A 17265-nucleotide genomic window follows, 5' to 3' on the forward strand; every position below is an offset into this window, starting at 1 on the left:
CTTGCAAGGGTCTTTCACAATCAGGTGTGTCGCAAGGCCACGGCGAAACGAATTGCCGATGCCGGTCCGCTTTTCTATATTGGAACAAGCACCGACAGAGAGGACCGATGATGGAGATGCCTGCCCCCGATCCGCTGGTTCTGTCAAAAAAGGCGGCTTTGGTCGCGGCGCTCAGGGACCATCTTGCCGAAGATGCGGTGATCTCAGACCCAGCCGAGACACGCGTTTATGAGTGTGACGCCCTCACCGCTTATCGATGTCCGCCTCTTTGCGTTGTGCTTCCGTCATCGACCGAAGAGGTATCGCAGGTTCTGAAGATCTGTCACCGGATGAACGTGCCAGTTGTCCCGCGCGGATCGGGAACGTCGCTCGCCGGTGGCGCTCTTCCGACCGAGGACAGTGTGATCCTTGGCGTCGCGCGGATGAATGCCGTGCTTGAGACTGACTACGACAATCGTCTGATCCGAGTTCAATCCGGACGGACCAACCTTTCTGTCACCGGCGCCGTGGAGGAAGATGGTTTTTTCTACGCACCCGACCCGTCGTCTCAGCTAGCATGCGCGATTGCGGGCAATATCGCGATGAATTCCGGCGGTGCGCATTGTCTGAAATACGGGGTTACGACGAACAACCTGCTGGGCGTGACGATGGTCCAGATGGACGGAACGGTGATCGAGCTGGGTGGCGGTCACCTTGATCCGGCAGGCTATGATCTGCTTGGTCTGATCTGCGGATCGGAAGGGCAACTTGGCGTCGTGACAGAGGCGACACTTCGCATCCTGCGCAAACCCGAAGGGGCCCGTCCAGTGCTGATGGGCTATGACAGCTCGGTCGTCGCCGGACAGGTCGTCAGCGACATCATCAAGGCGGGCGTTCTGCCGGTGGCAATCGAATTCATGGATCGCCCCTGCATCGAAGCCTGCGAAGCCTTCGCCAAGGCAGGATACCCGATGTGCGAGGCGCTCCTGATCGTTGAAGTTGAGGGATCAGACGCCGAGATCGATGAGCAGCTTGGGATTATCACGCAAATCGCGCGCAAGCATGACCCTGTCGAGCTCCGCGAGGCGCGCGATGCGGACGAGGCCGGGCGCATCTGGCTGGGCCGCAAATCGGCCTTCGGTGCGATGGGTCAGATCAACGATTACATGTGCCTTGATGGCACGATCCCTGTCTCTTCCCTCGCCTTTGTGCTGGGCCGGATCACCGAGCTCTCGAAGGAGTACGGTCTGGATGTCGCGAACGTCTTTCACGCGGGCGACGGCAACATGCATCCGCTGATCCTCTTTGATGCCAATGTCGAGGGACAGCTTGAGACCTGCGAGGCCTTGGGGGCCGAGATCCTGAAGCTTTGTGTCGAGGCAGGCGGTTGCCTGACAGGGGAGCACGGCGTCGGGATCGAAAAGCGGGATCTGATGGATGTGCAATTTGCGCCCGAAGATCTTGAGGCGCAAATGGCGGTGAAAGATGTGTTCGACCCGAAATGGCTGCTGAACCCGGCTAAGGTCTTCCCTCTGGCGGTTTCGCAGGATCGGCGCAACGCAAGTATCGCCGCGCAATGACCGACACAATCGCCGAGCGGCCGTTTAGCATCCGCGAGAACCTCGAACCGAAGACTGAACAAGATTTAGCGGATGCCATCCGGAGCCTCGATACTCCAGTCCGGATCACCGGTGGCAATACGCAAGCCTTGTCATCTGCTACTGACCGCAGGCTGTCTGTTACCGGTCTGTCCGGCATTACGCTTTACGAGCCCGGAGCGCTGACGATTGTCGCGAAAGCCGGCACACCCTTATCCGAAATCGAGGATCTTCTCAGTGCCGAACGGCAACGACTAGCCTTCGAGCCTCCTGATTACCGAGGACTCTTCGGGACAGAGGGCGCTCCGACCATCGGGGGCGTTGTGGCAAGCGGTCGCTCGGGACCTCGCAGAATTCAGGTCGGTGCCTGCCGGGATGCGTTGCTTGGCGTGCGCTTTGTCGACGGCATGGGTACGGTCGTCAAAAACGGTGGCCGGGTCATGAAAAACGTCACCGGCTATGATCTCGTCAAGCTGATGGCGGGTAGCTTCGGCACGCTTGGCGTTCTCACAGAAGTCTCGCTCAAGGTGCTTCCCATCCCTGCCATGACTGCGACTGTCTCTCTCGAGGGCTTAACCGATACCGATGCTGTAAAGGCGCTGTCAGCAGCGCTCGGCTCGCCCTATGATATCACCGGAGCGGCTCATGTCTCGACCCCGGACAGGTCTATGACATCAATCCGTCTTGAGGGGTTCGAGGCATCCGTTCGATACCGAAGCGAACAATTGACCCAACTTCTGTCCAGGTTCGGGTCGGTTGCGGTGGATAACGATCCCGATCAGGTCACGCAGACCTGGTCCGATATTCGAGATGCCCGCCCCTTTCACGGGACCGGCGACGATGTCTGGAAGATCTCAGTCAAACCCTCGGACGCGCCCGCCCTCATCGCCAACCTACCGGATGGCACCCGGTCCGCCTCTTCGCCAGTTCTCTACGATTGGGGGGGTGGGCTAATCTGGCTTGCGACGACGCCGGGAACGGATCTCAGAGCCGTCCTGCCGGAATTGCGCGGTCATGCAACACTCGTCCGCGGCAGCGATGAGACGCGGCGCTCCTTGGGGATGTTTCAGCCGCAATCCTCCCCGGTCGAACACTTGTCGCAGCAACTGCGCGCCCGGTTCGATCCGGAGGGGCGCCTCAATCCCGGACTGATGAATACATGAAAACGACTTTCACGGCCGACCAGCTTGAGGATCCGGCTATCTCCCGCTCGAACGAGATCCTGCGCTCCTGCGTGCATTGCGGGTTCTGTACGGCGACCTGCCCGACCTATCAGGTGCTCGGGGACGAACTGGATAGCCCCCGAGGCCGGATCTATCTCATCAAGGATATGCTCGAGAACGAGCGTGTGCCCGACGAGAAAACAGTCAAACACATCGATCGGTGCCTGAGCTGCCTCGCCTGCATGACGACTTGCCCTTCGGGTGTGCATTACATGCATCTGGTCGATCATGCGCGGGCCTATATCGAGGAAAACTACGAACGCCCGTGGCAGGACCGTGCGCTTAGGCGGGTCCTGGCTTGGGTCCTTCCTTATCCCGGACGCTTCCGCCTCGCTCTTCTGGGAGCAAAGATTGCCCGGCCACTGCGACGGCTGATGCCTGACCCTCGACTGAGGGCGATGCTCGAGATGGCGCCGCGGCAGATCCCTCAGGTCAGCCGCAACGACGATCCGCAGACGTTCCCAGCGCAAGGCGAGCGGCGCAAGCGCGTGGCGCTCATGACCGGATGCGCACAACGGGCGCTGAATACGGACATCAACGATTCAACGATCCGGCTGCTGACGAGGCTAGGCTGCGACGTCGTGATCGCGAAAGGACAGGGATGTTGCGGGGCCTTGGTACACCACATGGGCAAGTCAGACGAAAGCCATGAGACTGCGGCGAAAAATATCGATGCCTGGATGGCCGAACATCGCGCAGGCGATCTGGACGCAATCGTAATCAATACAAGCGGCTGCGGCACGACGGTCAAGGATTACGGCCACATGTTTCGAACCGATCCTGCGCGCGCAAAGGATGCGGCGACGGTGTCGGACCTGGCCATGGATGTCAGCGAGCTGCTAGTGCAGCTGATGCCGCGTCAAGAGACCGGAACGTCAGTGAACGAGGCGCTTGTTTCGATCGCGGGCACCGATGCGCCTCAGATCGAAGAGAGTCACAGGGCGATGAGCAGTGATCTGACCGTGGCCTATCATGCGGCTTGCTCGCTTCAGCACGGGCAGCAAATCAAAACCTTCCCAAAGGATCTGCTGAAATCGGTCGGGTTTCAGGTGGTCGAACCTGCTGACAGTCATCTGTGCTGTGGATCGGCGGGCACCTACAACCTCATGCAACCCGAAATCTCGGCAAAGCTTAAGGACAGGAAGGTGCTGACTCTCGAGGCGACAAAGCCCGATGTGATCGCTGCCGGTAATATCGGTTGTATGATGCAGATCGGCGGCGGAACCGAGACGCCAGTTGTCCATACGGTCGAGCTTCTCGACTGGGCCACCGGCGGTCCGCGTCCGCCCGCGCTCGACGCCTGAGGAACCCCGTTCCTCCATATTGAAAACAATGGATATCTGGTTGGGTTGATCTTAGGGTGGGAAACGGAAGAGGCCCGAGCTGCGCCTAAGTTTCGCCGCAACAGATATCTAGGGTCCGACCGGGGAATAGGTGACGATGCTCGGACGGTGTTTTGCTGGCATTTTGTGCTGTATTGTGGCGACGGCTTCCGTGGCCGAGGATGCCGTGATGCTGAGCCTTGAGACAGCAGATGCCAGTCGAGGCTGGGAGGGCGTCGGGCGACTTGATATCGTCGGGAAAGGTTTTTGCACGGGCGCTCTGGTCGACGTCGATCAGGTTCTGACGGCAGCGCATTGCCTTTATCGCGACGATGGGCAGCTCGTCGAGATTTCGCAGATCCAGTTTCTCGCAGGTCTCAGAGGTGGACAGGCGCGCGCCTATCGAGGTGTGAAGCGGGCTGTCACGCATCCTGACTATGTTCACCGGTCTGGGTCCAATGTCGGTCGCGAAGTTTCCCATGACCTCGCCCTTCTCGAGCTTGATCAACCCATTCGAAACAGCCGGATCAGACCGTTTGAAACCGATGCACGCCCCGGCAGGGGAGATGAAGTCGGCGTTGTCTCATACGGCAAGGACCGCGCGGACAACCCGACCTTGCAGGAAACCTGTGAGGTTCTCGGCGTTCGGTTGGGCGTTCTGGTGATGACATGCAGCGTCGATTTCGGGTCCAGCGGATCACCTGTTTTCTCCGTCAAGAACGGCGTGGCCCGGATCGTCTCGGTCGTCTCCTCAATGGCAGAACTGGACGAGCGTAAGGTGTCGCTGGGCACGTCCTTGGCGCGGCCGCTGGCTGAGCTGAAGGCAGAGTTTGCGACTGTCGCTCCCGCTCGCGTTGGCGGAGACCAGCGCTTTATCGAGGCAGGCGATCGCGCCGATACAGGCGCAAAATTTCTCCGTCCATGACCCTGTTGTCAGGGGTCTTGAAACCGAAAGACCGCCTCCCCAAATGAGCGGTATCGGGATGCCATAGAGGGTCCCGAGCTCATCGTCGGTCGGTCCGCATCCGGAAGACCGCACATATTAGGTATCGCTCAACGGAGGATTCCATGCGTACTTTTGATTTTGCACCGCTCTATCGGTCAACGGTCGGTTTTGATCAGATCGCCAACCTGATGGACAGGGTGCTGGCGTCGGATGTCAGCCAGCCGTCCTATCCCCCCTACAACATCGAGAAGATTGGCGAGGATGCCTATCGCATCTCGATTGCCGTCGCAGGCTTCTCTGATGCCGATCTGAGCGTCGAGGTGAAGGATAAGGCTCTCGTCGTAACCGCTAGGAAGACGGAAGATGACGAAGACCGCACGTTCCTTCATCGCGGCATTGCCACCCGCGCGTTCGAGCGTCGCTTCCATCTGGCCGATCACGTCACGGTCAACGGAGCCGCCCATGCTGACGGGATGCTTCATATCGAGTTGACGCGCGAGATACCCGAGGCGCTGAAACCGCGCCGGATCGAAATCGCTAAGACTCCAGGCGTCGAGACGGATCTTGTTGAGGCAAAAGCCGTCAACTAAATCACGTGACTACCTGAATAGGGCCGTTGAGTTCACCTCGGCGGCCTTTTTGTCTGTCTGCACATTATCGCTTCAGCAAACGGCGGGGAGGGATCCTGAGAAGCTGTCGAAGATCGTCTTGCCCCACCGAGATCATGAAACCCTCGACAGTTCCCCCACCAAGAAGGGCCCAGCTTAGAATGCCTGGCTCGGCGTGCATGTAGCCCTCGCGTTCTGTCAGACCTCGAAAGGCAATGCCCTCGGGCATGAAGGCAAAGATGTGATCTGGTCGCAGATGAAGGAGGCACGTGATCAGAGCCAGCCTCGCGAGAAGAGAGGAAACTCCAGAGCCGCGATAGGACGTATCGAGCCAGACATCTCCGTGATAGCAAACCTTCCCGCGGATTTTATGCGCCATTGGCCCGGGGTGACAGCGCGAGGAAGCCAGATCCAAAGCAAGACCCGCAGGAGGAAAATCAAGATAGCGTTCAGCTAGATATTCCGCGAGATGACTACCTGCCAAATCGAGCGATTTTATCGCCTGACAATGGACAACACGGCCCGTTTCGTCCCGTCCAACGATCCAGAACGAATTGCTTTGCGTCAGGTAGTGCAACCTATGATCGAAAGGTGGTCCGACAGGCTGATCAGGCCGCGCTTTACCAGTCAATTGGGTATATCTTGTAAAATCCGACCCCATCTCGAGGGTGATTCCCTGCTCATTCAGCAGGCCATTGATTCCCGTGACATACTGAATCGCATCGAACGTCGTCTCGATCGCATCGGGGTAGGTGAGGGGTGGATGAAACGCCATATCGAACCCTCAAGCCGCTTCGAGAGGATTGATCGACATCACAAGATCTTCCGGCATCGCTTCGATATCGGACCGTTCGACCCCCTCGATCTTTAGATTGTGGGTGCGATCAACCACGCTAACCAGGGCAAAGCTGCTGTCAGGAAAGCGGCATCCCAGCAGGAGACGACGGTAGGCAATCGGCGCTGGAGGGCCGTCAGGGTCGCGGGGGATGTGCGTCAGGATATGATCCAGCCGTAGTCCTTCGGTCTCGTAGACCTCGCGGAAGGGCTGCGTCATGAGCCGTGCAAATCCTCGGCCTCCTGGGAAATCGACCAGACCGCGGCCGATCATCGACCGCTCCCATTCCCATCCGAACCAAGTCGCAAAAGACGATTTTTCCCCCACATGTGTGCAAAGCCAGTCCTCCCCGTGTAGTCGGAAGACCATGATATAAGGGCGGATTGGAGCGAAGACGGCATGCTCAAGCTCCCCCTTCGCTTCTGCCCAGGCGCGGACGCTCTCTTGCAGGAGTGGCGCGTCGACTGTCCAGAGCTGACGCAGCGGCTGTTGTTCGAGAAAGTATTTCTGATCGGTGGCGTTGTTCGAGCGAAGGAAATAGCGACCATCGATATGGCCGGACTGGTTTCGCAGCCACGCATCGCCTCGGGCCAAAAGCTCCTCGGCCTCGCGCAGGGCATTTCGACCGCGTTCTGTCAGTTGATATTCGCGGTCCACAAGTTCGAAGAGAGGGCCGCCCATATGCTCTTCGAGAATTACTAGATGGCGCCGAACGGTTTGCCGAGTGGTTCCGAGGCGTTCCACGGTCCGTGACAAATTCAGGGTTTCGGCGAGCATGGTAAACGAGCGCAAGAGCTCGAATAGGATCGCTTCTCCCTGCTGACGTGCCATGAACGTGCTTCCCTGCCTGCCTTAAAGAACTATTCACCACAAAACTAAAGCGACGGGAACAAAAATCATCCATCAGTGTCGTATTTGGGTACAGAAATTAGCCAGAAATGATGAATTGTCTGACCCCCGCTCAACCATTCATGGTGGGCGAAAGTGAAATTCAAAGGTTACAGATGCCCCATCCCGTAGACACCCATGTTGGCCGCAAGATCCGTGAAGTTCGTCAGATGCGAGGTCTGTCGCAATCGGACCTTGCGACCCGCATGTCCATCTCGTTTCAACAGTTGCAGAAGTATGAAACAGGCGCGAACCGCGTTTCGGCAAGTCGCCTGTTCGAGCTGTCCCAGATTTGCGAAGTCGCGGTCAGCTATTTTTTCGACGGGTTGGGTCGTCGCTGCAAACCGACGCCGGTCGACGATGAGACCGCACGTCTTGCAGCGACATTGGCTCAGCTGCCCAGAGGGCCGCTGAAGTCCGCGATCACCGGTTTAATCACCGAGGTCGCGAATGAGGGACGGTCGAGCGGCTAACGCTCAGGCCGAGAGCGGCATGGAAATTGGAATAACCCGGTCAAACGCGTTCAGGTAAGTTTCGGTCCAGTGATCGATAGTTTCAGTAAAGACCGACCGGGCCAGTTGTTCATGCCGCTCGCTTCTCTCTTCCAGAGACATCACGAGAGCGGTACGGATTGCATCCGCCATCTCCATGATATCGAAGGGGTTCACGATCAACGCTCCCTCAAGTTGTTCTGCCGCTCCGGCAAAACGTGATAGCACGAGAACACCCGGATCGCGTCCATCTTGCGCAGCGACGAACTCTTTCGCGACAAGGTTCATCCCGTCGGCCATAGGCGTCACAAGCCCGACATCGGCGGCCCGCAGAATGGGAGCTAGGCGGTGGCGGGGCACCATTTGGTGGATGTATCGGATGGGGGTCCAGTCCAGATCGGAATGTTTCCCATTCTCAGCTCCTGAGATCTGTTCCAACTCATTGCGAATATCTTCATAGGCTGCCAATCCCTCGCGTGTTGGCGGTGCGATCTGAAGAAAGGTCGCTCGTGGGTCCTCAGGCTGTCGCATATCAAGATATTGACCCACTGCGCGCATTCGGTTGGGGAGCCCTTTTGAGTAGTCGAGCCGGTCGATCCCGATCAAAAGCTTCTCATTCGGACGCAGGTTCAGGATCTCCCTGCCATCTTCCTCACCGGCCGATTGCGCGAACCCTTCCGGATTGATCCCGATCGGGAAGCTTTGAACATGAAAACGGCGGGCTCCGTGCCGCATGGCACCATCAAGCTGTAGTTCGCCATCTCCCATCGCGCGGAAGACTTCTAGGCAGCTTGCCACGTCTCCTTTTGTCTGCACGCCGACCAGATCGAATGCGGCGATCCAGTCCAGAAACTCCCGCTGATCCGACAAGGCTTCCAGATCGGTTCGGGTCGGGAAGGGAATATGCAGGAAGAATCCGATTGCCGCACGCACGCCGAGCTTGCGAAGCGCATGGGCGAGGGGAAAGAAGTGATAATCCTGAACCCAGATCCGATCGTCCGGCGTCACGATATCCGCAAGCATCTGAGCAAGGCGCTCGTTTACCCGGTAGTAGCCGTCGCGATAATCTTGCTGCAGGTCAATGAGATCGCCGCGCCGGTGACACAGGGGCCAGAGCACAGCGTTGGCATAGCCAAGATAGTAGGTCCGGTAGTCTTCCTTGGTCAGATCAAAGGTCAGCTTCTGATATGACGCTTCCTTGTGCTCCGTGAATGTTGCTGCCGGTGTCTCGACCGTCTCATCGGCCGCGCCTATCCAGACACCGCCGATCTGCTCGAGGCACTCATGCAGGGCCACGACAAGTCCACCTGATGGAGGTCCCCCCAACGGAATGCGGTTCGAGATGACGATAAGACGTCCGGCCATAGAGCTATTCCTATCACATTTGCCGTTACGAGGTGAGCCAAGAGCGAAGAAGTGCGCGTATTGATGCAGGATCAGGTTTGCGATGGTGAGCGATCGTGTCGCCGTCGCCGACCTTTATAGCAAAGCCTCCATGCTTCTGGACCAGATCCATCGCCGGTTCATCGCTCGCGTCATCGCCCATGAAGACAGGTATGTTCCCCCCGAGATGTTTCCAGAGATCGAGCGTTGCCTCACCTTTGTCGACATCTGAAGGCTTTAGCTCAAAGGCCATCTTGGCCTGGTGAAGTTCGAGGTCCTTGTGCCGTTCCATGATGGAAGCAAGGGCCTTCCCAATCGTCTCTCGCTTATCGGGAACTTGCCTGTAATGAACGACGGCACCCGTTGGCTTCTCTTCCAGCAGAGATCCTGGGTGATCCGAAACGATCTGCTCTAGAGAAGCGAGCATTTGATCATAGCCCTCGGATCCGGAGAAAGGATGCGCCGAATAGTTGCCGTCGATCCGTGTTTCTGCCCCATGCCCTCCTGCCATAGGTCCCGGAAACGTCGGCAAAAAGGTCTCGAGATCCGAAATCTTTCGACCTGACACGAGAGCGAGCCGTCCGGACAATGCGTTGTACAGATCCTGAAGCAAAGCAGGCAGATCATCCGGAACCGATACGCCGTCCGGTGTGTCGGCAAGGTCGACAAGGGTTCCATCAAAATCAAGGAAGACGGAGGCCGTCTTCAGATCAAGCGAGGGTCCGACGGATACCGGCTCTGGATCTGATATCATCGTGAAAGTCTCTGTGTGAGGATGAAGAAGAAACACAGCTTCCCGAGGGGCGGTTCCACCAATCTCACCTCATCGCTGTCGAAATACGCAGATCCTGATCGAATGATCAGAAATCCAGCGTCTGCTGTGCGCTTGGAACCGACGTCTTGAGCCACCTGTTGAGCGGCAGGATCAGCGAAAGGCGCGACAAATGGCACAGACAGATCGGATCGCAGTAGTAGCCGGAGGCAGTGCCGGGGTCGGAAGAGCGGTCGTCACTGCGTTGCTGGACAAAGGATACAAAGTCGCCGTTATGGCGCGCGGTCAGGCACGCCTTGATGAAATGGCCGCCGATCTAGGTGAGGACAAGGTATTCTGCCAATCGGTCGATGTAAGCAAAGCCGACGCCATGGAAAAGGCCGCCAAGGCCATCGTTGAAAAATGGGGCGCTCCATCGATCTGGGTCAATGCAGCAATGCTCACGACGTTTTCCCCGTTCGAGGAAATGACGGCCGAAGAGTTCGAGGAAATTCTCGCCACGACGCTCGGAGGGCAAGTGAACGGGACGCGCGCTGCGCTGAAGCATATGACCAAAGGTCGGATCGTTTGCATAGGATCGGGTTTGGCCTACCGTCCCGTGCCGTATCAGTCGGCATATTGCGCTGCAAAACACGCGATCAATGGCTTTGTGGGATCGGTGCGGTCAGAACTTTTGCGCCAGAAAAGCCGGGTGTCCATTTCGCTCGTTCAGCTTCCTGCGATCAACACGCCGCAATTTGACTGGGCCCGCAATCGGATGGACAAGAAACCTCAACCCGCGCCTCCGATCTTTTCACCCGACTTTGCCGCAAAGGCAGTGATGCGAGCCGCGACCGGCAAGGAACGGGAGCTTCTTGTGGGAACGTCGGTGGTAAAGCTGATATTTGGAACCATGGTCCTGCCAAACTGGCTCGACAAGAAGCTTGCCGATGACGGGGTTGAGAGCCAGAAGTCTGACCGTGAAGAGAGTGGAGATAGGGAAGACAATCTGCTCAGCCCTGCGGACTACCCGTCACGGGCAGAAGGCAGTTTCGGCGATCGCGCCTCGGATGATGGGATGATTGTGGATGCAGATCTGGCGCGGAAGGTGGTGTTCTTCGGTGCTCCGGCGCTCGCTTTTTTGATCGGTTTGATCTTGGGATAGGCCGGGGCGCAAACGCCCCGACCCGAAAAGCAGTCTATTGCCAGGACTGGATCAGCTCGTCATAGGCGACGGTCTGTGGCTCCTCGTCCTCATTCTCGATCTTGGCCTTCGGAGAGCCATCTTGCTCAAGCCAGTAGGACGCCTCCTGCGGCTCGTTCATAACGGGACCCAGATCGCCTTGGACACCTGCTCGCTCGAGACGCTCAAGCACGCGTTCCTGCTCCTCGCAAAGGCTGTCGAGCGCTTCTTGAGCGGTCTTCGCACCCGAGGACGCATCCCCGATATTCTGCCACCAGAGTTGGGCCAGCTTCGGATAGTCGGGCACGTTGGTTCCAGTGGGCGACCACTGCGTGCGTGCTGGCGAGCGGTAGAACTCGACCAGACCGCCAAGCTTATCCGCGCGTTCGGTGAAGCTGTCGTGCTGGATCGTGCTTTCACGGATGAAAGTCAGACCGGCATGGGACTTCTCGACATCGACAGTCTGGGACGTGACGAATTGCGCATAGAGCCAAGCGGCCTTGGCGCGATCGACCGGAGTGGATTCCATCAAAGTCCAGGATCCGGCGTCCTGATAGCCGACTTTCATGCCGTCTTCCCAGTAAACACCATGCGGCGAAGGCGCCATCCGCCAGCGCGGCGTGCCGTCGTCGTTCAGCACTGCGGCGGCCCCGTCACCCACCATGTCGGCGGTGAAGGCGGTGTACCAGAACATCTGCTGCGCAATGGATCCCTGAGCAGGCACAGGTCCCGCCTCGGAAAAGACCATGCCAGCCGCTGCGGGCGGCGCGTAGTTCTGAAGCCAGTCGGTATATTTCTCAATCGCGTAGACAGCTGCGGGAGAGTTCGTCGCTCCGCCCCGTGTGACGCACGAGCCGACAGGCTGCGAGTTCTCATTCACCCGGATGCCCCATTCGTCGACAGGCAAACCATTTGGCTCACCGATATCCCCCATGCCTGCCATCGACATCCACGCATCGGTGAATCGCCAGCCGAGGGACGGATCCTTCTTGCCGTAATCCATATGGCCAAAGACTTCACCATCGACGCCCATATGGTTCAGATCGCGCCCGGTGAAGAAAGCGGCGATATCTTCGTAGGCTGACCAGTTGACCGGAACGCCAAGCGGGTAGCCGTACTCGGCCTCGAAATCCGCCATGTTCTTTTCGTCGGTGAACCAGTCATAGCGGAACCAATAGAGGTTCGCGAATTGCTGATCAGGCAGCTGATAAAGCTTGCCATCCGGACCCGTGGTAAACTGGGTTCCGATGAAGTCGTCGAGGTTCAGACCCGGGTTCGTCACATCCGCGCCTTCACCCGCCATCCAATCGGTGAGGTTCCGCGCCTGCTGATAGCGCCAGTGGGTGCCGATCAGATCGCTGTCGTTGATGTAGGCGTCATAGATGTTCTCGCCCGACTGCATCTGCGTTTGTAGTTTCTCTACGACATCGCCTTCGCCGATCAGGTCATGATTGACCGTGATCCCGGTGATCGCCGTGAAGGCAGGCGCAAGGACGTTGGCTTCGTATTCGTGGGTCGTGATCGTTTCAGAGACGACATTGATCTCCATTCCATCGAAGGCGGCGGCGGCATCAACGAACCACTGCATTTCGTTTTCCTGCTCCTCGCGGGACAGGACGGACCGCTCGATCTCTGCGTCGAGAAAGGCGCGTGCGGCGTCCATATCCGCGAAGGCCGGAAGCCCCGCGAAGGCAAGCGCGACCGCCGTTGTTGATCTTAATGTTAAATTCATAGTGTTCCTCCCTTGGTGAACCGTAAGTATGGCCGGGTTGATCCCGGCGCGCTTTGGCTTCGATCAGACGAAGCGAAAGACGAGAATGGCAAAGAGCAGGCAGACCGCCAGCGCCCAGAGCTGGTGCAGATCCGTCAGGCCGAGCCAAGCCAGATTGATGAAAGCGCTGCCCAGAAGCGTGATGAAAAGCCGGTCGCCCCGCGTCGTCTCGATCCGTAGAATGCCAGTACGAGGCGTTTCCGGATAGCGCAGGGCAAGGACAGTGAAGACGATCAGAAGCGCCGCGATCGTGAGGAAGAAAACCGCTGTTGGCCAGGTCCAAGCCATCCAGTCGAGCATATCACACCCTCCCTAGGGCAAAGCCCTTGGCGATGTAGTTCCGGACGAAATAAATGACGAGCGCTCCGGGTACGATGGTCAGGACCCCTGCGGCAGCGAGGACGCCCCAGTCGAGGCCAGAGGCTGAGACGGTGCGGGTCATCGTAGCCGCGATGGGCTTTGCGTCGACGGATGTCAGCGTCCGCGACAAGAGCAATTCCACCCAGCTAAACATGAAGCAGAAGAAAGCCGCGACGCCGATGCCGGAAGCGATCAGCGGCATAAAGATGCGAGTGAAGAACCGCCCAAAGGAATAGCCATCAAGATAGGCGGTCTCGTCGATCTCTTTGGGGACGCCGCGCATGAATCCTTCGAGGATCCAGACCGCAAGCGGCACGTTGAAAAGGCAATGGGCCAGCGCCACGGCGATATGCGTGTCGAAGAGGCCGACAGCGGAGTAAAGCTGGAAGAACGGAAGGGCAAAGACCGCAGGCGGCGCCATCCGGTTCGTCAGCAGCCAAAAAAACAGGTGCTTGTCGCCCATGAACGTATAGCGGCTGAAAGCGTAGGCGGCAGGCAGCGCGACGGCGAGGCTGATGACGGTGTTGAGCACAACATAGATCAGCGAATTGACATAACCCATGTACCAGGAAGGGTCGGTCAGGATCTTCTCGTAATTGGCGAAGGTCAGATTGCGCGGCCAGAGAGAGAACTGACCGAGTATTTCGGCATTCGTCTTCAGGCTCATATTGAGGAGCCAGTAGATCGGCAGCATCAGGAAGATCAGGTAAAGCGCCATGACGATGGCGCTTCCCTTCGGGACATAGCGGCGGCGCGCGCGGGCTCGCGGATGGCTGGCCGTAACATCGCCAGGGATGGGGCTCGCGCCGGGAGCTTGCGCAGTATCGATCATGCGCCATCCCTTTTGTCGAGGTTCGTCATCACGGTGTAGAAGACCCACGAGATCAGCAGGATGACAAGGAAATACATGATCGAGAAAGCGGCTGCCGGGCCGAGGTCGAATTGTCCCAACGCCATCTTGACGAGGTCAATCGACAAGAAGGTCGTCGCATTGCCGGGACCACCACCGGTGACGACAAAGGGCTCGGTATAGATCATGAAGCTGTCCATAAACCGCAGCAGGATCGCGATCATCAGAACGCCCGCCATCTTGGGCAATTCGATGTAGCGGAAGACCTTCCAGCGACTGGCCTGATCGATCTTCGCCGCTTGATAATAGGCGTCGGGGATTGACTGCAGGCCAGCATAGGCCAGAAGCGCCACGAGCGAGGTCCAGTGCCAGACATCCATCATGATAACTGTGGCCCAGGCGGCAAAGAAGTCCTGTGTGTAGTTGTAGGATATGCCGAGCTTGTCGAGCGTGTAGCCAAGCAGCCCGATATCGACGCGACCGAAGATCTGCCAGATGGTGCCGACCACGTTCCATGGGATCAGGAGCGGCAGGGACATCACGACAAGGCAGAACGAGGCCCAGAAGCCCTTTTTAGGCATGTTGAGAGCGATGAAGATCCCAAGCGGAATTTCAATGGCGAGGATGATCGCCGAGAAGATGAGCTGCCGTCTGAGGGCCGCCCACATTCGCTCGCTCGCTAGCATTTCCTCGAACCATTCGAGGCCGGCCCAGAAGAATTGGTTGTTCCCGAACGTATCCTGCACCGAATAGTTGACGACCGTCATTAGCGGGATTACCGCCGAAAAGGCGACGAGCACCAGCACTGGCAGGACCATGAACCACGCTTTTTGGTTGACGGTTTTTTCCATCAGGCAGCCTTTCCAGACGGCGCGATACGCCAGTCATTGGCGTAGACGTTGATGTGACCTGCGTCAAAAGTGACGTGGTTGGCATCTGTTGGGATGCCGCCCTCTTCGGAAACGATGGCGCTCAGCTCTTTGCCCGCGACATCGAGCCGGACGATCTTGTGCCGTCCCACATCCTCGACCCGGCGGACTCTTGCGGGCAGGCCTTCGCCATTTGTGGAGAGGTGGACGAATTCCGGCCGGATCCCGATCTGCGTTTTGCCGGGAGCGGCCTCATAGCCAGAACCGAGGTCGATCTGCGTTCCGTCTATGTTTGCGGTGCGCCCGCTGATTTCGGCATCCAGCAAGTTCATGCCCGGCGATCCGATGAAATAGCCAACAAAGGTATGCGCCGGACGCTCGAAAAGCTCTTGTGGTGTACCCATTTGCACCACGCGCCCATCATACATCACCACCACCTTGTCGGCGAAAGTGAGCGCCTCAGTCTGATCATGCGTAACGTAGATCATCGTATGACCGAAATCGTGATGAAGCGACTTAAGCTGGGTGCGCAGCTCCCACTTCATATGCGGGTCGATCACGGTCAGCGGCTCGTCAAAGAGCAGAGCGTTCACGTCCTCCCGCACCATGCCGCGCCCCAGGCTGATCTTTTGCTTGGCGTCCGCGGTGAGCCCGCGCGCCTTGCGGTCCAGCTCGGCCTCCATGCCGATCATGCGGGCAATCTCGGTCACGCGCTGGGCGATATAGGACGGCTCTGCGCCGCGATTACGCAGCGGGAAGGCAAGATTGTCGCGCACGCTCATCGTGTCGTAGACGACCGGAAATTGAAACACCTGTGCGATGTTACGGTCGGCTGTCGGAGCGTGCGTGACGTCCATATCGTTGAAAAGGACGCGACCCTCGCTGGGCTGAAGAAGCCCCGAGATGATATTGAGCAACGTCGACTTCCCGCATCCGGAGGAGCCAAGAAGGGCATAAGCCTCCCCATCGGCCCAGTCGTGGTTCAGTTCCTTTAGCGCGTAATCGTCTTCAGATTTGGGCGTATCCAGATAGGAGTGGGCAAGATTGTCGAGTGTGATTTTCGCCATCTATGCGGCCTCCGCGTAAGGAGCTGGCGAGACGAGCGTTCCGTCGGTGGCGAACACGTAGACATGCGATGGATCGAGATAAACCGGAAGCTTCTGGCCGAGGGTCAGCTGCTGGACGCCATGGATCAGACCGACCCACCGTTCGCCATGGTGATCGAGATGAACGAAGGTTTCCGATCCGGTGATTTCGGTGACCACAAGTTGGGTCTCGAAGGTCATCGCGTTGGAAACATGCTGATGAAGCTCGAGATGATTGGGCCTGAAGCCCGCCATATAGGCCCCATCGGAAAGTGCTGTCAGCCCAGCCGGGACCGGTGCGCTTTGACCGTCGCCGAAAGAAAGCGCGTTGCCGCCCTTCCGTACCGTCAGGAAATTCATCGGTGGATCTGAAAAGACCCGCGCCGTCGTCGCATCGACCGGTTTGCGGTAAACCGAAGGGGTCGGCCCGAACTGCGTGACGCGACCTTCCCAAAGCGTCGCGGTATTGCCGCCGAGAAGCAGCGCCTCCTCTGGCTCGGTCGTGGCATAGACAAAGATCGAACCGGAGGCTTCGAAGATCTTAGGGATTTCCGCCCGAAGCTCCTCGCGCAGTTTGTAGTCGAGATTGGCGAGCGGCTCGTCCAGTAGAACGAGACCCGCATTCTTGACCAACGCCCGCGCCAAAGCACAGCGCTGCTGCTGGCCGCCGGACAATTCCAGTGGTTTGCGATCCAGCATCGGCGTCAATTGCATCAGCTCTGCAGTGTCACGAACCCTATTGTCGATTTCGTCGCGCGACTGACCCATCAGCCTCATCGGCGAGGCGATGTTGTCGTAGACCGTCATCGATGGGTAGTTGATGAACTGTTGATAAACCATCGCGACCTTGCGGTCCTGAACGCGTTGGCCGGTCACATCTTCACCGCGCCAAAGGATCTGGCCTGTATTTGGAACGTCGAGCCCGGCCATCAGACGCATCAAAGACGTCTTCCCTGACGACGTCGGACCAAGCAGAACATTCATCGTTCCGCTTTGCAGTTCGAGGTCGGTCGGATGAATGTGGGTGTGTGCCCCAACGGCCTTTGACACGTTCGTGAGTGTCAGTGTCATCTTGGACCTCCCCTGCCCGGACTTTGATCTTAGGTCCAAGGAGGAAAACGAC

General features: G+C 58.2%; 17 protein-coding genes. 7 read left to right on the plus strand and 10 right to left on the minus strand.

Annotated elements, in window-relative coordinates; all coding sequences use genetic code 11:
- Positions 1-110: 110 nt before the first annotated feature.
- From AAD018_RS03605 to AAD018_RS03625, 5 genes are all read left to right on the plus strand, one after another.
- Positions 111-1559: an FAD-linked oxidase C-terminal domain-containing protein gene (locus AAD018_RS03605; RefSeq protein WP_367314208.1), complete on the plus strand. Its 1449-nt coding sequence runs from the start codon at positions 111-113 to the stop codon at positions 1557-1559.
- Entirely contained in the window at positions 1556-2740 is a 1185-nt protein-coding gene (locus tag AAD018_RS03610) for an FAD-binding protein (RefSeq protein WP_367313495.1), read from the plus strand. Before AAD018_RS03605 ends, AAD018_RS03610 begins: the two co-directional genes overlap by 4 nt.
- Entirely contained in the window at positions 2737-4104 is a 1368-nt protein-coding gene (glcF, locus tag AAD018_RS03615; RefSeq protein WP_367313494.1) for a glycolate oxidase subunit GlcF, read from the plus strand. Before AAD018_RS03610 ends, glcF begins: the two co-directional genes overlap by 4 nt.
- Positions 4105-4240: 136 nt before the next feature.
- Positions 4241-5047 carry a trypsin-like serine peptidase gene (locus AAD018_RS03620; RefSeq protein WP_412005172.1) on the plus strand — a complete coding sequence of 269 codons (807 nt, stop codon included), beginning with the start codon at positions 4241-4243 and terminating at the stop codon, positions 5045-5047.
- A 143-nt stretch (positions 5048-5190) separates the two neighbouring features.
- Positions 5191-5658, plus strand: coding sequence for an Hsp20 family protein (locus tag AAD018_RS03625; RefSeq protein WP_367313491.1), 468 nt, complete (start codon positions 5191-5193; stop codon positions 5656-5658).
- A 64-nt stretch (positions 5659-5722) separates the two neighbouring features.
- Here AAD018_RS03625 and AAD018_RS03630 read toward each other — a convergent pair whose 3' ends face one another.
- Positions 5723-6451 (minus strand): hypothetical protein, encoded by a 729-nt coding sequence (locus AAD018_RS03630; RefSeq protein WP_367313490.1) that lies wholly within the window; start codon positions 6449-6451, stop codon positions 5723-5725.
- Positions 6452-6460: 9 nt separating this feature from the next.
- A complete protein-coding gene (locus AAD018_RS03635) occupies positions 6461-7342 on the minus strand; it encodes a helix-turn-helix domain-containing protein (protein ID WP_367313489.1) in 882 nt (293 codons plus the stop codon).
- A 107-nt stretch (positions 7343-7449) separates the two neighbouring features.
- Here AAD018_RS03635 and AAD018_RS03640 point away from each other — a divergent pair, with 107 nt between their 5' ends.
- On the plus strand, positions 7450-7872 hold the full coding sequence (locus AAD018_RS03640; RefSeq protein ID WP_367313488.1) for a helix-turn-helix domain-containing protein: 423 nt from the start codon (positions 7450-7452) through the stop codon (positions 7870-7872).
- A 3-nt stretch (positions 7873-7875) separates the two neighbouring features.
- Here the strand turns inward: AAD018_RS03640 and AAD018_RS03645 are convergent, their stop codons facing one another.
- Together AAD018_RS03645 and otsB are read right to left on the minus strand one after the other, a co-directional pair.
- Entirely contained in the window at positions 7876-9255 is a 1380-nt protein-coding gene (locus tag AAD018_RS03645; RefSeq protein WP_367313487.1) for an alpha,alpha-trehalose-phosphate synthase (UDP-forming), read from the minus strand.
- A 25-nt stretch (positions 9256-9280) separates the two neighbouring features.
- A complete protein-coding gene (gene otsB, locus AAD018_RS03650) occupies positions 9281-10027 on the minus strand; it encodes a trehalose-phosphatase (RefSeq protein ID WP_367313486.1) in 747 nt (248 codons plus the stop codon).
- 190 nt (positions 10028-10217) lie between these two features.
- On the opposite strand from otsB, the gene AAD018_RS03655 reads away from it, so the two are divergent.
- Positions 10218-11189 carry an SDR family oxidoreductase gene (locus AAD018_RS03655; RefSeq protein WP_367313485.1) on the plus strand — a complete coding sequence of 324 codons (972 nt, stop codon included), beginning with the start codon at positions 10218-10220 and terminating at the stop codon, positions 11187-11189.
- A 34-nt stretch (positions 11190-11223) separates the two neighbouring features.
- Here the strand turns inward: AAD018_RS03655 and AAD018_RS03660 are convergent, their stop codons facing one another.
- From AAD018_RS03660 to AAD018_RS03685, 6 genes are all read right to left on the minus strand, one after another.
- Positions 11224-12939 carry an ABC transporter substrate-binding protein gene (locus AAD018_RS03660; protein ID WP_367313484.1) on the minus strand — a complete coding sequence of 572 codons (1716 nt, stop codon included), beginning with the start codon at positions 12937-12939 and terminating at the stop codon, positions 11224-11226.
- Between the two features lie 63 nt (positions 12940-13002).
- Positions 13003-13278 carry a DUF2160 domain-containing protein gene (locus AAD018_RS03665; RefSeq protein ID WP_367313483.1) on the minus strand — a complete coding sequence of 92 codons (276 nt, stop codon included), beginning with the start codon at positions 13276-13278 and terminating at the stop codon, positions 13003-13005.
- 1 nt (position 13279) lies between these two features.
- Positions 13280-14170, minus strand: a complete 891-nt coding sequence (locus AAD018_RS03670) for a carbohydrate ABC transporter permease (RefSeq protein WP_367313482.1) — start codon at positions 14168-14170, stop codon at positions 13280-13282.
- Positions 14167-15039, minus strand: coding sequence for a carbohydrate ABC transporter permease (locus AAD018_RS03675; RefSeq protein WP_367313481.1), 873 nt, complete (start codon positions 15037-15039; stop codon positions 14167-14169). The genes AAD018_RS03670 and AAD018_RS03675 overlap by 4 nt, the downstream gene beginning before the upstream one ends.
- Positions 15039-16124, minus strand: a complete 1086-nt coding sequence (locus tag AAD018_RS03680) for an ABC transporter ATP-binding protein (RefSeq protein ID WP_367313480.1) — start codon at positions 16122-16124, stop codon at positions 15039-15041. Before AAD018_RS03680 ends, AAD018_RS03675 begins: the two co-directional genes overlap by 1 nt.
- Entirely contained in the window at positions 16125-17213 is a 1089-nt protein-coding gene (locus tag AAD018_RS03685; protein ID WP_367313479.1) for an ABC transporter ATP-binding protein, read from the minus strand.
- Between the last annotated feature and the right edge of the window lie 52 nt (positions 17214-17265).

This window comes from Aestuariibius insulae, assembly GCF_040783535.2.
In the GTDB taxonomy this organism is placed as follows: domain Bacteria; phylum Pseudomonadota; class Alphaproteobacteria; order Rhodobacterales; family Rhodobacteraceae; genus Aestuariibius; species Aestuariibius insulae.

Coding starts and splice junctions, on each gene's coding strand:
- AAD018_RS03605 (WP_367314208.1), top strand. CDS start 111: ATGGAGATGCCTGCCCCCGATCCGCTGGTTCTGTCAAAAAAGGCGGCT.
- AAD018_RS03610 (WP_367313495.1), top strand. CDS start 1,556: ATGACCGACACAATCGCCGAGCGGCCGTTTAGCATCCGCGAGAACCTC.
- glcF (WP_367313494.1), top strand. CDS start 2,737: ATGAAAACGACTTTCACGGCCGACCAGCTTGAGGATCCGGCTATCTCC.
- AAD018_RS03620 (WP_412005172.1), top strand. CDS start 4,241: ATGCTCGGACGGTGTTTTGCTGGCATTTTGTGCTGTATTGTGGCGACG.
- AAD018_RS03625 (WP_367313491.1), top strand. CDS start 5,191: ATGCGTACTTTTGATTTTGCACCGCTCTATCGGTCAACGGTCGGTTTT.
- AAD018_RS03630 (WP_367313490.1), bottom strand. CDS start 6,451: ATGGCGTTTCATCCACCCCTCACCTACCCCGATGCGATCGAGACGACG.
- AAD018_RS03635 (WP_367313489.1), bottom strand. CDS start 7,342: ATGGCACGTCAGCAGGGAGAAGCGATCCTATTCGAGCTCTTGCGCTCG.
- AAD018_RS03640 (WP_367313488.1), top strand. CDS start 7,450: ATGATGAATTGTCTGACCCCCGCTCAACCATTCATGGTGGGCGAAAGT.
- AAD018_RS03645 (WP_367313487.1), bottom strand. CDS start 9,255: ATGGCCGGACGTCTTATCGTCATCTCGAACCGCATTCCGTTGGGGGGA.
- otsB (WP_367313486.1), bottom strand. CDS start 10,027: ATGATATCAGATCCAGAGCCGGTATCCGTCGGACCCTCGCTTGATCTG.
- AAD018_RS03655 (WP_367313485.1), top strand. CDS start 10,218: ATGGCACAGACAGATCGGATCGCAGTAGTAGCCGGAGGCAGTGCCGGG.
- AAD018_RS03660 (WP_367313484.1), bottom strand. CDS start 12,939: ATGAATTTAACATTAAGATCAACAACGGCGGTCGCGCTTGCCTTCGCG.
- AAD018_RS03665 (WP_367313483.1), bottom strand. CDS start 13,278: ATGCTCGACTGGATGGCTTGGACCTGGCCAACAGCGGTTTTCTTCCTC.
- AAD018_RS03670 (WP_367313482.1), bottom strand. CDS start 14,170: ATGATCGATACTGCGCAAGCTCCCGGCGCGAGCCCCATCCCTGGCGAT.
- AAD018_RS03675 (WP_367313481.1), bottom strand. CDS start 15,039: ATGGAAAAAACCGTCAACCAAAAAGCGTGGTTCATGGTCCTGCCAGTG.
- AAD018_RS03680 (WP_367313480.1), bottom strand. CDS start 16,124: ATGGCGAAAATCACACTCGACAATCTTGCCCACTCCTATCTGGATACG.
- AAD018_RS03685 (WP_367313479.1), bottom strand. CDS start 17,213: ATGACACTGACACTCACGAACGTGTCAAAGGCCGTTGGGGCACACACC.